Below are 14,475 nucleotides of genomic sequence, written 5' to 3'. Positions count from 1 at the left end.
ATTGAGCGATAACGGATGACCCGCCCGCAGCGTGGCAGTCATCCCCGCGCCTGCTGAATACCGCAGGCGATCGAGCAATGACCCACCGGGTGAAACCACGGTTGACAGCTTCTACTCAGTTTCAGCCAAGCAAAGGCTGTGCCAGCACGCTGTGCCGCTTAAAATCAATACGTTAGGGAATCTGCCGCATCCGGTCTGCACAATGGCGGTGCAAAACACGCTGATTTGCCTCATTAATGAGCGATCGATGAAGCAAAAGCCCGGCACCATCAATATCAACTATATTGCTTTCAGTGGGTTGCACGAATGGCATGCGCTTTGCTAAATCCCCACTGAGTATAAGCGGTCAGCGTGACAACAGATGCACGCAGGACATTGCTCTACAGCATTAGCTGTACCTCGTCAGGGGACGATGCGCATACGCATCGTGAGCACGCCATGCGCCGCTACGCCCCTGATGACGACAACAAACTCAACGTTTATTGGGGGTTATATGACAATGTCGCGTTTCCGTTTCTCCTTATTCGCTGCTCTGCTGAGCAGCTCTGCACTGTCGCACGCCGCCGACAAACTGGTATTGCAAACCACCTGGGTCGCGCAGGCTGAACAAGGCGGTTATTACCAGGCGCTCGCCACCGGCATCTATAAAAAATATGGGCTGGATGTTGAGGTGCGCTCCGGCGGGCCACAGCTGAATAACATGACGCTGCTGCTGGCGAATCGTGCTGATGTCATCGTCAGCTATGACCTGCAAGTGCTGCAGGGCGTTGAGCGCAACTTCCCACTGAAAGCCATCGCCGCGCCGTTTCAGTTTGATCCGCAAGGCATTGTCACCCACGGCGATGTGAAGTCGCTGGATCAGCTGAAAGGTAAAACCGTGCTGGTATCGGCCAGCGGACAAGCCAGCTGGTGGCCGTGGCTGAAAGGCAAATATCAGCTGCAGGATGGTCAGGCGCGCCCTTACACCTTCAACATGCAACCGTTTCTCGCCGACAAAAACACTGCGCAGCAAGCCTACGCCACCTCCGAAGTGCAGCAAATTAAAGAGGTGCAGCCGGACAGCAAATTCTATCTGTTTGCCGATTATGGCTATCCGGCATACGGCGGCATTCTGGTGACGCGCGACGATTTGCTGCAAAAAGAGCCGGATGTCCTGAAGCGTTTTGTGGCGGCATCAATGGAAGGCTGGAAATCCTACCTTGCCAATCCGGCTGCCGGTAATGGGCTGATCAAAAAGGAGAACCCGCAGATGACCGACGCGGTTTTGGCCTTTGGCGTATCGCAGATGAAAGCCCTGCACCTGATTGACGGCGGCGATGCCGCGCAGCAAGGTTTAGGCGTGATGACGGATAAACGCTGGCAGGCAACGCGTGACTTTATGGTCAACGCCGGTTTACTCAAAGCGTCCACCGACTGGCAGAGCGCGTTTAGCACGCAGTTTGTCGCGGCGAAAGTGGAGTGAGGTGCTCATGAGCCAACTGCTAATTCAACACTGCGCCGCGATCCTGACCGGCGATAAACAGCAACCGCGTAGCAGCGCGCGCGATATTCGACTGCGCGATGGCCTGATTGTGGAGATGGGCGAACTTGAGGCTGTCGCCGATGAAACCGTGATCGACGCCCGCGATTGCGTGGTTTATCCCGGCTGGGTTAATACGCATCATCATCTGTTTCAATCGCTGCTGAAAGGCGAACCCCAAGGTCTCAACCTGAGCCTGGGCAGCTGGCTGGCGGCGACGCCGTATCGCTTTCGTGGTGCCTTCGACGAACAGACATTTCGCATCGCCGCGCGGGTGGGTCTGGTCGAGCTGGTGCGTTCCGGCTGCACCACCATCGCAGACCATCACTATCTTTATTGGCCTGATATGCCGTTTGATGGCGCAGAAATCCTGTTCGATGAAGCCGACAAGCTAGGCGTGCGCTTCGTGCTGTGTCGCGGCGGTGCGACGCAAAGCCGTGGCTTAGAGAGCGACTTGCCCACCGCACTGCGCCCGGAAAGCTTTGATAGCATGATGGCCGATGTTGATCGTCTGGTGGCGCGCTATCACCAACCGCAGGATAGCGCGATGCGCCGCATCGTGATGGCGCCGACCACCACGCTGCACTCCACCACGCCGCAGGAGCTGCGCGAGAGCGCACGCCTGGCGCGTCAGCTCGATATTCGCCTGCACAGCCATCTGTCGGAAACCGTTGATTATCTCGATGCCGCACGCGCGAAGTTCGGTATGACGCCGCTGCAGTTTTGCGCCGAACACGACTGGATTGGCGATGACGTGTGGTTTGCGCATCTGGTGAAACTGCTGCCGGAAGAGATCGCCATGCTGGGCGCGGCGGGCAGCGGTATCGCGCACTGCCCGCAAAGTAACGCGCGCCTCGGCAGCGGCATTGCCGATTTGGTGGCAATGGAACACGCAGGCGTGAAGATCTCGATTGGCGTTGATGGCGCGGCCTCAAATGAAGCGGCGGATATGCAAAGCGAAGCCCACGCCGCCTGGCAGCTCCAGCGCGCGCGCAAAGGGATGCTGGCGCAGCCGCGTTATGCCGGTGGAACCTTTGAAGGCGGTGGCGACGCCGCCCGCATTGAAGATGTGGTGCGCTGGGGCACATCCGGTGGCGCGCAGGTTTTAGGCTTAAACAACGGCCGCCTTGCACCTGGCATGGCCGCCGATATCGCCATCTATCGGCTCGACGATCCGCGCTATTTTGGTTTGCACGATCCCGCCATTGGCCCGGTGGCCAGCGGCGGACGCGCCAGTTTAAAGGCGCTGATTTGTGCCGGAAAACTGCTGGTGCAGGATGATGTGATTGCCGGAGTGGATTTGGCGGAACTGGGCCGCGACGCTGCACAAGCGGTAAAAACCTTGCAACAACGCGCGGCGGTTTAACCGCGTTACGCCGCTGCGTCTTTCTTGCGCAGCGGTGATTCCGGCAGAAACAGCGACAATACAAAGGCCAGCAGCATCACGCCCGCCGCCATTTGAAAGGCTGAATGCACCGCATCGCCAAACACTTGCAAATAGGCTTGCTGGGTATCATGCGGCAAACGGTGCACCGCATCAGGATCGAGCGTACGCGGCAATGCTTTGCCCTGCTCCACCAGCGTGGTCAAACCCGATTTCAGCACCTGACTAAACACCGCGCCAAACAGCGCCACGCCAATCGAACCGCCAACCGAGCGGAACAACGTGACCGACGAGGTAGCGACACCGATGCGATCGGGCGTTACGGTGTTCTGTACCGCCAGCACCAGCACCTGCATCACCATGCCCATTCCCATCCCCAACACGCAGGCAAACAGGTAGATATGCCACAGCGGTGCATCGATGGTCAGCGTGGTCAGTAGCGCCATGCCGACAGTCGCCAGCAAAGTACCGCCAATCGGGAACAGGCGATATTTGCCGGTGCGGCTAATAATGCGTCCGCTGACGATGGAAGTGATCAGCAATCCGCCCATCAGCGGCAGCAGCTGCAAACCGGCTTCGGTCGGCGTGGAGCCCTTCACCACTTGCAGATAGAGCGGTAAAAACGTCACGCTGCCAAACAGCGACATGCCAACGATAAACGCCATCAAACTGGCGAGCGAGAAGCTGCGATTGCGAAACAGCGACAGCGGAATAATCGGTTCCCAGGCGCGGCGCTCCTCATAAATAAAACCGATCACGCCAATTACACCAAACGCCAGAATGCACCACAGCAGCGGATCGGACCATTCACGTAACGTGCCGCCTTCGCTGGTAAACAGCGTGATACCCACCAGCGCCAGGCTGAGAAACACCGCGCCGGGATAGTCAATCTCATGCGGCTTGCGTTTGTTGTCGGTCTTAAACACTGCGTTGATGATCACCAGCGCAAACAAACCAAGCGGCAAATTGATGTAGAAAATCCAGCGCCATGAAGCGTGCTGCACGATAAAACCGCCCAATAGCGGCCCAATCACCGTTGCCAGACCGAAAACGCCGCCAAACAGGCCCTGATATTTACCGCGCTCTTGCGGGGGAATCACATCGGCGACCGCCGCCATGCTCACCACCATCAAACCACCGCCGCCTAAGCCTTGCAGCGCACGAGTGAAAATCAGCTGCTCCATATTTTGCGCCAGACCGCACAGCGCCGAGCCAATCAAAAACAGCACCACCGAGATCTGCAGCACCGATTTGCGACCAAACAGGTCGCCGAATTTGCCGTACAGCGGCACCACAATCGTCGAAGCCAGCATATAAGCGGTGACGATCCACGACAGGCGATCGAGCCCACCCAGTTCGCCGACGATAGTCGGCAACGCGGTGGAGACGATGGTTTGATCCAGCGCCGCCAGCAGCATCACCAGTAATAAAGCGCTCATCAGTAAGCGGACAGAAGGAGGATTATCCTGCCCGCTGCCCGACTGCGGCGCGAGTGTTTGGGGTTTCATAACAGACACCAATTGAAATTAATTAAATGCACAATTAATATTGCCTGCAGTCTGACATGAATCAAGTGAGCGAGTAAAGATGACCGCACGAAAAGTCCCTGCTGACGATATGGCCAACGCAGTCAAACCCCGCCGTCCCGGCCGTCCGCGCGGCGGCGCGATCAACGTGCAGCAGCGCGAACATCTGCTCGACATCACCTTAGCGCTGTATGCCGAAAACGGCATCGGCGAAACCTCGCTCAACGCGATTGCGCGCAAAGCGGGCGTGAGTCCAGCGATGCTGAATTACTATTTTCAGTCGCGCGAATCGCTGCTGGATATTGTGGTTGAGGAGCGTTTTTTGCCGTTACGCCAGCGCCTGGTGGCGCACTTTATGGATGACCCGCGCGATCCCGTCACCACGTTCAGCGCCTTTATCCGTGAAGTGGCGGACATCGTCACCACACACAACTGGTTCGCGCCGCTGTGGATGCAGGAAGTGATGCAAGGTGAAGGCGGTTTAGGTCAGCACATCAAAAAGCGCTTTGGTCACGGTGAACGTGATGAAGTGAAAAAACTGATTGAAGGCTGGCAGCAGCAAGGATTACTCAACCCCCATCTGGAGCCACAACTGCTGATGACTTCGATTCTCAGCCTGGTGCTGGTGCCCTTTACCCGCTTTGCCAGCGATCCCGCTTACTCGCGTGAAATCATTGTCCAGCACACGTTGAGTCTGTTTTGTCAGGGGATCCAGTCAACAACCTAAGGTCGCCATTCATGGCGACCTTAATTTTAACCAATTTATCCTCTGTAAAGGATAAAGCTCTATTTATCCCCCGCAAGGGATAGAGTTGACATTATCCCTTTCAGCGGATAATGTCATTAATATCCTCAATAGAGGATAATCCTGGCTTTCGCATCGATCCTAAATGAGAATAAGCGATGATTTACAGTCCGCGTCAACTTGCTCATCACGTCAGGCTAATTCGCCAAAAAAACCATTGGACGCAAAGTGAGCTGGCGAAAAAAGTCGGCCTTAAGCAAGCCACCATATCTCACTTTGAAAACAATCCCGACCTCACCACGCTCGCGACGCTGTTCAAAATATTACAGTCACTTGATCTAAAAATGGACGTGCAGGAAAAAGATCCATCGGCTGTAAATGGTCAGGAGAATGACTGGTGAAACAGGAATTGATTGCCTGGATGAACGGCGAACGCGTAGGCATTCTCACGCGCAATACCAACGGTGCGCATACTTTCCAATACCACCCGAGCTGGTTGAGCAATCGCCTTGCCAGGCCTTTATCTCTGTCGTTGCCATTACAGTTGCCGGTGATCACATCCACCGCAGTGCTCAACTATTTTGATAATCTACTCCCTGACAACCCTTTAGTACGCGATCGCATTGTCGCGCGTTATCACGCGAAATCCCGTCAGCCTTTCGATCTGCTGAGTGAAATCGGCAAAGATAGCGTCGGTGCCGTCATGCTGCTGCCACCGGAAAATACGCCCGCCGATTTAGGATTGAACTTCGAAAGGCTGAATGAAGATAAGCTGGAACGTGTGCTATCGGCTTATCAGGCCGATATTCCGTTGGGCATGATCAGTGAAGAACAAGACTTTCACATCTCCGTAGCGGGTGCTCAGGAGAAAACAGCCTTGCTGGCAACGGACGATGGCTGGGCCATTCCGCATGGCGCCACGCCCACATCGCACATTATCAAATTGCCCATCGGTGAAATTAAGCAACCTTTTGCCACTTTGGATATGCGTGAAAGTGTCGAAAATGAGTATCTTTGCTTAGCGCTGGCGAGAGAGCTGGGATTTGCCGTGCCCGATGCCAGCATCATTCGCGCGGGCAAGATGGAGGCGTTGGCCGTGCAACGTTTTGACCGGCGCTGGAACCACCAGCAGACACAATTGCTACGGTTACCTCAGGAAGACATGTGTCAGGCATTCGGCTTACCGTCAGCACGCAAATATGAATCTGATGGTGGACCCGGCATCGCCGATATTATGCAATTCCTGATGGGATCCAGTAATGCATTGGCCGATCGCTATGCCTTTATGAAATTCCAGGTATTCCAGTGGTTGATTGGCGCAACGGATGGTCATGCCAAAAATTTCTCTGTTTTTATCGAACGCGGCGGAAGTTATCGTCTTACGCCTTTCTACGACATCATTTCTGTCTTCACCTCGATGGGCGGAAATGGTCTGAATATCCGCGACCTGAAACTGGCGATGAGTTTGAAAGCCAGCAAAGGCAGAAAAAATCAAATAGATAAAATTTTCCCTCGCCATTTTTTAGCCACGGCAAAGCAGGTGAATTTTGATCAAAACCAAATGATTGAAATTATCGATTTCTTTATAGCCGAACTGGCTGGCGCGATTGAGCAAGTCATCAAAATATTGCCAACGAATTTTTCTCAGCATATTGCTGAACCGCTGTTTGAAAACAGCTTGCGCATGCTGGCTCGCCTGCAAAAATAATTTTTCACCCCCACCGAAACTTTCCTCCCTGCCCCAGCGAACTGAACTAAAGAGATATCCAAATCGGAACTCCCATACATCGCAGGAGCAGAAAATGAAACGCATCAAATCCCTCGTTTGTACCCTGACCATGACCGCAGCGCTGGGTCTTTCCGCCTTTAACGCCGGTGCCGCATTGCCGGTGGGCGCGAAAGCGCCTAACTTCGAACTGCAGGGCGCGTTGGCCGGTAAGCCGTTGACCTTCTCGCTGCAGAAAGCGTTACAGAAAGGCCCGGTCGTGCTCTATTTCTTCCCGGCGGCGTTTAGCGCGGGCTGTACCATTGAAGCGCACGATTTTGCTGAAGCCACAGACAGCTTCAGCAAAATGGGTGCCACGGTAATTGGCGTGACCGCGGGTAATACCGATCAGGTCAGCGATTTCTCTAAACTTGAGTGCCGCGATAAATTCACCGTTGCCGCCGATCCCGGTGCGAAAGTGGCGGCGCAGTATCAAACCACCATGCAGATGAAAGGCAAAACCCTGTCCGATCGCACCTCTTACGTGATCGCGCCCGATGGCGACATTCTGCTGAGTTACACTGACAGAAACCCGGACACACATATCGAGAAAGCGCTTGCCGCCGTTAAGCAGTACGACGCTTCTCACCCGCAAACTCATTAAGTAAGAGGCCAGCGATGTTAACCGCCATGCTGGCCGCCTTCATCGGCGGCATCATTCTGAACTTAATGCCCTGCGTGTTTCCGGTGATCTCGCTGAAAGCGCTCGGCCTGTTGCGCCATACCGATAACGCCGCCAGCGCGCGTCGCGAAGGCTTGGGCTTTTTACTCGGCGTTGTGGTGACCATGATGGCGCTGGCGGGCATCCTGCTGGCGGCACGCGCCGGTGGTGCGGCGGTTGGCTGGGGTTTCCAGCTGCAATCGCCGCTGGTGATCGCCTTGCTGTCGCTGGTGATCCTCGCCGCCGCGCTCAACTTGCTCGGCGTGTTTGAAGTGGGCTTATCCGTGCAGCGCGTCGGCTCGGTTGATGTTGGTCGCGGTGCCTTTACGCGTTCGGCGTTGACCGGTGCGCTGGCGATCGTCGTCGCCACACCGTGCGCCGCACCCTTTATGGCGAGCGCCATTGGTTATGCGTTGGTGCAGCCGCCTGCCGTCGCCTTAGTGATCTTCTTTGCACTGGCCATCGGCTTCGCCGCACCGTTCACGCTAGTTTCACTGTTCCCGGCGCTGGCGAAATTCCTGCCACGTCCTGGCGCATGGATGGATGTGTTGAAACGCGGTCTGGCGTTCCCGATGTTTGGCGCGTATGCCTGGCTGGTGTGGGTGCTGGCGCAGCAAGCGGGAAGCGCGGCGCTGGCCACCTTGCTGGCCGCTTCCGTGGTGGTCGCCTTCGCCGGCTGGTTGTACGGCATGGCGCAACATCGCCACTTTGCCGGTAAAAGTCACAAGGTGCTGTTTGCCGTTACGGCGCTGCTGATTATCGCGGTGATCGCCCCGCTGCCAACGCTGATCAAACCCGGCGCAGGCCTGGCCGGCGATCAGTTGACGGCGGAAGTGACCAAAGCCAAATGGACGCCGCAGGCGGTTGAAGCGCAGCGCGGTCACGGGAAAGCGATCTTTGTCGATTTCACCGCATCTTGGTGCATCACCTGTCAGGTGAATGAAAAAACCTCGCTCTCAACCCAGGCGGTTAAAGAGGCCATCGCTAGAACCGGCACGCTGTACATGGTGGCAGATTCCACTAAATTTAACCCGGACGTGGATGACACCATGAGTGAGTTTGGTCAGGGCGGATTACCGATGTATCTGGTCTATCCTGCCGACGGCGGACCGCCCAAAGTGCTGCCGCAGGTGTTGACACCGAGTATTGTGGTGAACGCACTGAACCAGGCGAGCAAGAAGGCGTAAGAACAACAAGGCGGATTATGCAAACAAGCGATAGCGCGCGCGAAGGTTGGCCCGCGCTAATGGAACAGGCGCAGGCGGGCGATCAGCTCGCCTATACCCGACTGCTGAAAGCGCTGGTGCCGGTGATTCGTTCGCAAACACGCAAACAGATCGCCGATGATGCACTGGTAGAAGATGTGATTCAGGATGTGCTGCTAACGGTGCATCGGGTGCGTCACACCTATGATCCTGCCTACCCTTTTTTACCCTGGCTGATGGCGATTATCTCGGCGCGCGCGATTGATGCGCTGCGGCGACGTGGCCGCCATCAGCAGTGGGAAGTTAACAACGCTATCGTGCCGGAAGCCGCCAGTGCGCCAGACGCACCGCAGCAGGACTCGCAGGAAGAGCTGGCCGGATATCTGCGCCAGCTCCCTTCGCGTCAGCGCGAAATTGTCGAACATGTGCATCTGCGCGAAATGAGCCTGACGGAAGCGGCCGCGCATAACAATCTGAGTGTGGCCGCAGTGAAATCGCTGCTGCACCGCGCGCTGACCAATCTGCGCCGCTTTGGAGCCAATCATGACCGATCATGACCTGTTAATTGAAAAACTCGGGCGCGAGATGCGACCGGTTAAACCGCTGCGATCCACTAGCTGGCGCGTTATCACCTGGCTACTGCTGGCATTGCCCTGCGGCATTGCCGCCAGCTTCCTGGTGCAGCGCAGTGTCACAGACTGGGCGCAGCCGGGCGCGCTGCAGGCGATCTTGCAGCTGGTGCTGGCCTTTGTGCTCGGCACGCTGGCAATCCGCAGCGCTTTCAACATGAGCATCGCCGGACGCCGCAGTATCAGCTGGAAAGCGCTACTGCCGATTGGCCTGCTGTGGCTCGGCATGAGCATCAGCCAGATTCCCGGTGAAGTGCCAATCGAACATGACAATGACAGCGCGCGCTGCTTTACCTTTCTGCTGGTGGTCAGCACACCGATGATGGTGCTGATGATCGCCAGCCTACGCCGCACCCGCGCATTGCATCCGGTGCGCAGCCTGGCGATGGCCGGTTTGGGCGTCTCCTGCATGGCGGTGACGCTGCTGGCATTTTGCCATCCGGTGCATCTGCATCCGCTGGATTTTGTCATGCATCTGGCGGCGATAGCGACGATTGTGGCGATGACGGTGCTGGTGGGAAAACGTTGGGTGACGTTGAAGTGAGTCGAGTGAAAGAGTGCAATGGTTAAGTTAATTCTTTGGTGTGATATTTCCGCGCAAAAGATTAAAAATCGGCTCACTCACATTGTAAATACGCTATTTCTAAACTATAGAATAATAGCAATATAATTATATTCCCATCAATTACCTCATCCAAGGATACGTATGAAAAAGTTAATTTTCGTATTATTAGCAAGCTCGGTATCTTTCAGCTCACTCGCCGCAGACCTGATGAGCAAAGTTGAGTTTGAAAAGGTAAAAGATCAATATGTAGAGGTAGGGAACATTTCCACCTCGGGTGAAACGGATCCCGCCAGCGCCAGAGAGGAACTGTCTAAATTGGCTGAAGAAAAAGGCGGCGATATCTTTGTCGTAACCTCCGCGAATACCAATAACAAAATACATGGTACCGCCATCGTTTATAAGAAAAAGTAAGTTTCCATTTTGCCTCAGTATAAGCTTAAAAACATAGCTTATGCTGGGGCATTATTTTCAATAAAACAAATTGCCGATCAGGTTGCCTGACAATAAAGCTGATGGTGTGTCGCTATATTTTAATGATGCAAAAGCGGCCCCTATGAGCCGCCCTTTTCAATCAAAATTTACTGCGGAATCACTTTCTCCGCTTTCAGTCGATCAAATAACTGCGTAAATGAATCCAGCGTTGAACGATAACCGGTAAAGCCCGCTTTGCGGCTCTTGCTCATATCGGTGAACGCTTCCATTGGGCGTCCCAAATCCGCGTCGGTATGCCACCATGATGCCAGTTTAGTGATGTCCGCTTCACGCAATTGATAACGTGCCGCCACCTCGCGCCACGTTTCAGCCGCATCCTGCATGCGTCCTTCCAGTGGCATCATCTGCGCCGGATACTCCGCCGCTTCCACACCAAAGTAAGCCGCCAGACGTGGCCACAACCAGTTCCAGCGGAACACATCGCCGTTCACCGCGTTGAAGTCCTGATTGGCCGCTTCTGCCGCAGTTGCGGCCCACAGCAGCTGTTCCGCCAGCAAACCCGCATCGGTTACGTCGGACACACCGTTCCACTGCTCTGGCGAACCCGGGAAGATAAACGGCAAACCTTGCTCGCGGCACAGCGTGGCATACACCGCCAGCGTCTGGCCCATATTCATCGCGTTACCCAGCGCAAAGCCCACAATCGAGTGCGGACGATGTACGCTCCAGCGATAGCCATATTTCTCCGCACCGGCAAACACCTCGTCTTCCTGCGCGTAATAGAAGTTATCGACCGGCTGGCGTCCCTGCTCTTCGCGGAATGGCGTCACCGGCACTGCGCCTTTACCGTAGGCTTCGAACGGGCCGAGGTAATGCTTCAGGCCGGTCACCAGCGCCACATGCGATCCCTTCAGACGCTCGCCCAGTGCTTCAATGACGTTACGCACCATGCCGCCATTGACGCGGATGTTCTCTTTCTCATTTTCCTGGCGCGACCAGACGCTAAAGAACAGCGCATCCGGCTGCTCTTCTGTCAGAGCAGCACGCACCGCATCACCATCCGTTAGATCGGCGGTCAGGCTGCGGCAACCTTCAGGCACTGCGCCACGTCCGCGCGATAAACCGCTGACCTGCCAACCTTTGCGCTGCAATTTTTCCGCCAGCGCACGTCCAATCACACCGCTAATGCCTACAATCAATGCCTGCTTTTGCATTTCAATTCTCCTTGGTTTCAGTAATGATAAGTTTAATAGAGAATTTAATTCCTATCATTGGCATTAATTCACGGCATTCACAACCTGAGTTCACGAATCCATGCACGATCAGCGCCTGAAAGATATTGTTCCGTTTGTTGCCAGCGTCGAGAGTGGCAGCTTTGCCGCCGCCGCTGAGCGGCTGCATCTCACCGGTTCGGCAGTGAGCAAAAGCGTGACGCGGCTGGAAACCCGCCTGGGTTCGCGCCTGCTGGAGCGCACCACCCGCAGCCTGAAACTCACCGACGCCGGAAACGCCTATTACCAAACCTGTTTACGCATTATGGAGGAGCTGGCAGAAGCCGAAGCGGTGCTGGCGGCGCAGCGCACCATTCCTTCTGGCCGCTTACGCCTGGCGGTGCCGAACACCTATGGACGCCTCGGCGTGATGCCGCTGCTGATTCCGTTTTGCCACCAGCATCCGGATGTGGAGCTCAATCTGACTTTTTCCGATCGCTTTATCGATCTGTTTGATGAGGGGATTGATGTTGCGGTGCGCATTGGTGGATCGCCGGATCTGCCCGCCTCGCTGGGCTGTCGCCAGATGGGCCGCGAACGCATGGTGTTTTGCGCATCACCCGATTATCTGGCGCGCGTGGGTCGGCCCAGCAGCGAAGCCGAATTGTTGCAGCATCAGGCGATCATGTATGAACGCGTCGATGGCAGCACCAAGCCGTGGCTGTTCACCACGGAAGATGGCTATCCGCACTGGCGTAACCTGCCGCACCGCATGGCGCTGGGTGATGTGGATGCGCAGATGCAGGCGCTGTGTGCCGGATTAGGCGTGGCACAGATGCCATCGTGGCTGGTGCGTGAACCGCTGGCGCGCGGCGAGCTGGAGATCATTCTGCCCGAGCAGCAGCCGGATGGTTTGGCGTTAACCCTGATTTGGCCGCGCCGCAAGCAGCTGTTACCCAAAGTGGATGCGTTGCTGGCGGCGTTAGAGGGATTGCAGATCAGATAGAAACATAAGGTCAAAAGCGCGCGATGAATCGCGCCGCTATCCCTCTGCACACCTGGCGTAGCGGCGTAATTTATTGCGCTTTTTTTGATATCAACGGTGATTCAACCGGCGCGACAACCTGTCGCCAAAGAACTGCAGCACCGTCACCAATGCCACCAGCACCACAATCACCGTCAGCATCACCTGCATATCAAAACGCTGATAACCATAACGATACGCCAAATCGCCCAAGCCGCCCGCACCAATCGCGCCGGCCATCGCCGAGGCGTTAATCATCGTCACCAGCGTAATGGTAAAGCCGCTCACAATGCCGGGCCGCGCTTCGGGTAGCAGCACATGCCAGATAATATGCCAGCGATGAAAACCCATCGCCTGCGCCGCTTCGGTCAGCCCTTTATCCACTTCGCGCAGGCTCACTTCGGCGATACGCGCAAAGAACGGCGTCGCCGCCAGCGTCAGCGGCACCACCGCCGCCCACACGCCGTAGGTGGTGCCGACGATCCAGCGGGTAAAGGGAATCAGCGCCACCATCAGAATCAAAAACGGGATCGAACGGAACAGGTTCACCACCCAGCCCAGCACGCGATTCAGCAGCGGGCTGGGAAACAGATCGCCGCGTCCGGTTACCACCAGAATCACCGCCATCGGCAAACCCAGCGCCAGCGCCAGCAGCGACGACACGCCCACCATCAGCAGCGTATCCAGCAGCCCAATCCATAAACGATCAATAGCCAGTGACATAGCCCGGTATCTCCAGTTGATCCGCAATCGGGGTTAAACGCGTCCGCGCGGTGTCAGCGTCATGCTGCGCATCAAGCAGCAGCAACATTTGCCCGGTCGGTTTGCTGTCCACCCACTCCACCGCGCTATACATTAACGTCAGTTCCCCGCCAACCCGTGCGCTTAGCGCCGCCAAATCCGGCTGTGCGCCCTGTCCGGTGTAGCGCAACCGCACCAGCAGACGCGAATCGCCACGCTCGCGCGTCGGCGTCAGCAGCGGTTGAATCGCTTCCGGCAGCGCGCTGAACTGCGGATTGAGCAGCTGTCGCGTGGTCTCTTGCTGCGGATTGCTGTACACCTGCCACACCGGCCCGCGCTCAATGATTTCGCCCTGATCAATTACCGCCACCTGATGGCAGAGATCGTGCACCACGTCCATTTCATGGGTAATCAGCACAATGGTGATGTGACGCTGTTGATTGATCTTCTTCAGCAGCGCCAGAATCGAGCGCGTGGTTTCTGGATCGAGTGCCGAGGTGGCTTCATCACACAGCAGCAATTCCGGATCGTGCACCAGCGCGCGCGCAATGCCTACGCGCTGCTTCTGCCCGCCGGACAATTGCGCAGGCCACGCGTGCTGGCGCTGCTCAAGGCCCACCAGCGCCAGCAGTTCATCCACTTTGCGCCGCCGCTGCGCCGCAGGCACGCCCGCCACTTTCATCGGCAGCTCGATGTTTTCCCGTACCGTTTTCGCCGACAGCAAATTGAAGTGCTGGAAAATCATGCCGGTACCGCGTCGCCAATCCACCAGCTGACGATCGCTCAGCGTGCCGAGGTCAATCCCGTCAATTACCACCTGACCGCGAGTAGGCTTTTCCAGGCGATTAAGGCAGCGGATCAGCGTCGATTTACCGGCCCCGCTGCGGCCAATGATGCCGAAAATCTCGCCGCGCTTAACCTGCAGATCGACCTCTTTCAGCGCATCCTGAGTTTGGCCGGGATAGCGTTTACTCAAGCCACGAATCTGCACGTGGATTTTCCCTGCCGTCTCGGCCGTCGGTGACAGCAACGCATCGCGCTCGCCGGGTAGCGTCAGGCTCACCATGC

Annotated in this window: 16 protein-coding genes; 12 read left to right on the top strand and 4 right to left on the bottom strand. The window is 56.3% G+C overall.

Annotated features, from left to right (window positions below; genetic code table 11):
- Positions 1-31: 31 nt before the first annotated feature.
- The 3 genes from K5Y33_RS14165 to K5Y33_RS14155 all read left to right on the top strand — a co-directional run bounded on the left by K5Y33_RS14165 (position 32) and on the right by K5Y33_RS14155 (position 2,885).
- Entirely contained in the window at positions 32-325 is a 294-nt protein-coding gene (locus tag K5Y33_RS14165; protein WP_222234315.1) for a hypothetical protein, read from the top strand.
- Between the two features lie 168 nt (positions 326-493).
- Positions 494-1,462, top strand: coding sequence for an ABC transporter substrate-binding protein (locus tag K5Y33_RS14160; protein ID WP_222234314.1), 969 nt, complete (start codon positions 494-496; stop codon positions 1,460-1,462).
- Positions 1,463-1,469: 7 nt separating this feature from the next.
- Positions 1,470-2,885: an amidohydrolase family protein gene (locus K5Y33_RS14155; protein WP_222234313.1), complete on the top strand. Its 1,416-nt coding sequence runs from the start codon at positions 1,470-1,472 to the stop codon at positions 2,883-2,885.
- Positions 2,886-2,890: 5 nt separating this feature from the next.
- Here the strand turns inward: K5Y33_RS14155 and K5Y33_RS14150 are convergent, their stop codons facing one another.
- A complete protein-coding gene (locus K5Y33_RS14150) occupies positions 2,891-4,411 on the bottom strand; it encodes an MDR family MFS transporter (protein WP_222234312.1) in 1,521 nt (506 codons plus the stop codon).
- Positions 4,412-4,490: 79 nt separating this feature from the next.
- On the opposite strand from K5Y33_RS14150, the gene K5Y33_RS14145 reads away from it, so the two are divergent.
- From K5Y33_RS14145 to yahO, 8 genes are all read left to right on the top strand, one after another.
- Positions 4,491-5,156, top strand: a complete 666-nt coding sequence (locus tag K5Y33_RS14145; RefSeq protein WP_222234311.1) for a TetR/AcrR family transcriptional regulator — start codon at positions 4,491-4,493, stop codon at positions 5,154-5,156.
- A 176-nt stretch (positions 5,157-5,332) separates the two neighbouring features.
- Positions 5,333-5,575 (top strand): type II toxin-antitoxin system antitoxin HipB, encoded by a 243-nt coding sequence (gene hipB, locus K5Y33_RS14140; protein WP_110866779.1) that lies wholly within the window; start codon positions 5,333-5,335, stop codon positions 5,573-5,575.
- Positions 5,576-5,595: 20 nt separating this feature from the next.
- Positions 5,596-6,882 (top strand): type II toxin-antitoxin system HipA family toxin, encoded by a 1,287-nt coding sequence (locus K5Y33_RS14135; RefSeq protein WP_222234357.1) that lies wholly within the window; start codon positions 5,596-5,598, stop codon positions 6,880-6,882.
- 94 nt (positions 6,883-6,976) lie between these two features.
- Positions 6,977-7,543, top strand: coding sequence for a peroxiredoxin (locus tag K5Y33_RS14130; RefSeq protein ID WP_101761694.1), 567 nt, complete (start codon positions 6,977-6,979; stop codon positions 7,541-7,543).
- A gap of 14 nt (positions 7,544-7,557) precedes the next feature.
- Positions 7,558-8,787 (top strand): protein-disulfide reductase DsbD, encoded by a 1,230-nt coding sequence (locus K5Y33_RS14125; RefSeq protein ID WP_222234310.1) that lies wholly within the window; start codon positions 7,558-7,560, stop codon positions 8,785-8,787.
- A 17-nt stretch (positions 8,788-8,804) separates the two neighbouring features.
- Entirely contained in the window at positions 8,805-9,362 is a 558-nt protein-coding gene (locus K5Y33_RS14120) for a sigma-70 family RNA polymerase sigma factor (protein WP_192234665.1), read from the top strand.
- The gene (locus tag K5Y33_RS14115) at positions 9,349-9,978 is read left to right on the top strand and encodes an NrsF family protein (protein ID WP_210080419.1); all 630 of its coding nucleotides are present in this window, start codon (positions 9,349-9,351) and stop codon (positions 9,976-9,978) included. Before K5Y33_RS14120 ends, K5Y33_RS14115 begins: the two co-directional genes overlap by 14 nt.
- A 162-nt stretch (positions 9,979-10,140) precedes the next feature.
- On the top strand, positions 10,141-10,410 hold the full coding sequence (gene yahO / locus K5Y33_RS14110) for a DUF1471 family periplasmic protein YahO (protein WP_101761698.1): 270 nt from the start codon (positions 10,141-10,143) through the stop codon (positions 10,408-10,410).
- A gap of 167 nt (positions 10,411-10,577) precedes the next feature.
- On the opposite strand, the gene K5Y33_RS14105 is transcribed toward yahO, so the two are convergent.
- The gene (locus tag K5Y33_RS14105) at positions 10,578-11,645 is read right to left on the bottom strand and encodes an SDR family oxidoreductase (protein ID WP_222234309.1); all 1,068 of its coding nucleotides are present in this window, start codon (positions 11,643-11,645) and stop codon (positions 10,578-10,580) included.
- 100 nt (positions 11,646-11,745) lie between these two features.
- Between K5Y33_RS14105 and K5Y33_RS14100 the strand changes: the two genes are divergently transcribed.
- Positions 11,746-12,648 carry a LysR family transcriptional regulator gene (locus tag K5Y33_RS14100; protein ID WP_222234308.1) on the top strand — a complete coding sequence of 301 codons (903 nt, stop codon included), beginning with the start codon at positions 11,746-11,748 and terminating at the stop codon, positions 12,646-12,648.
- Between the two features lie 90 nt (positions 12,649-12,738).
- On the opposite strand, the gene K5Y33_RS14095 is transcribed toward K5Y33_RS14100, so the two are convergent.
- Together K5Y33_RS14095 and K5Y33_RS14090 are read right to left on the bottom strand one after the other, a co-directional pair.
- The gene (locus tag K5Y33_RS14095; protein WP_061719142.1) at positions 12,739-13,389 is read right to left on the bottom strand and encodes a methionine ABC transporter permease; all 651 of its coding nucleotides are present in this window, start codon (positions 13,387-13,389) and stop codon (positions 12,739-12,741) included.
- The gene (locus tag K5Y33_RS14090) at positions 13,373-14,473 is read right to left on the bottom strand and encodes a methionine ABC transporter ATP-binding protein (RefSeq protein WP_222234307.1); all 1,101 of its coding nucleotides are present in this window, start codon (positions 14,471-14,473) and stop codon (positions 13,373-13,375) included. Before K5Y33_RS14090 ends, K5Y33_RS14095 begins: the two co-directional genes overlap by 17 nt.
- Positions 14,474-14,475: the final 2 nt, after the last annotated feature.

The organism is Pantoea sp. DY-17 (assembly GCF_019795975.1).
GTDB lineage: Bacteria > Pseudomonadota > Gammaproteobacteria > Enterobacterales > Enterobacteriaceae > Pantoea > Pantoea leporis.
The sequence above is the reverse complement of the archived record's forward strand: the minus strand, read 5'-3'. Positions and strand labels throughout refer to the sequence as shown.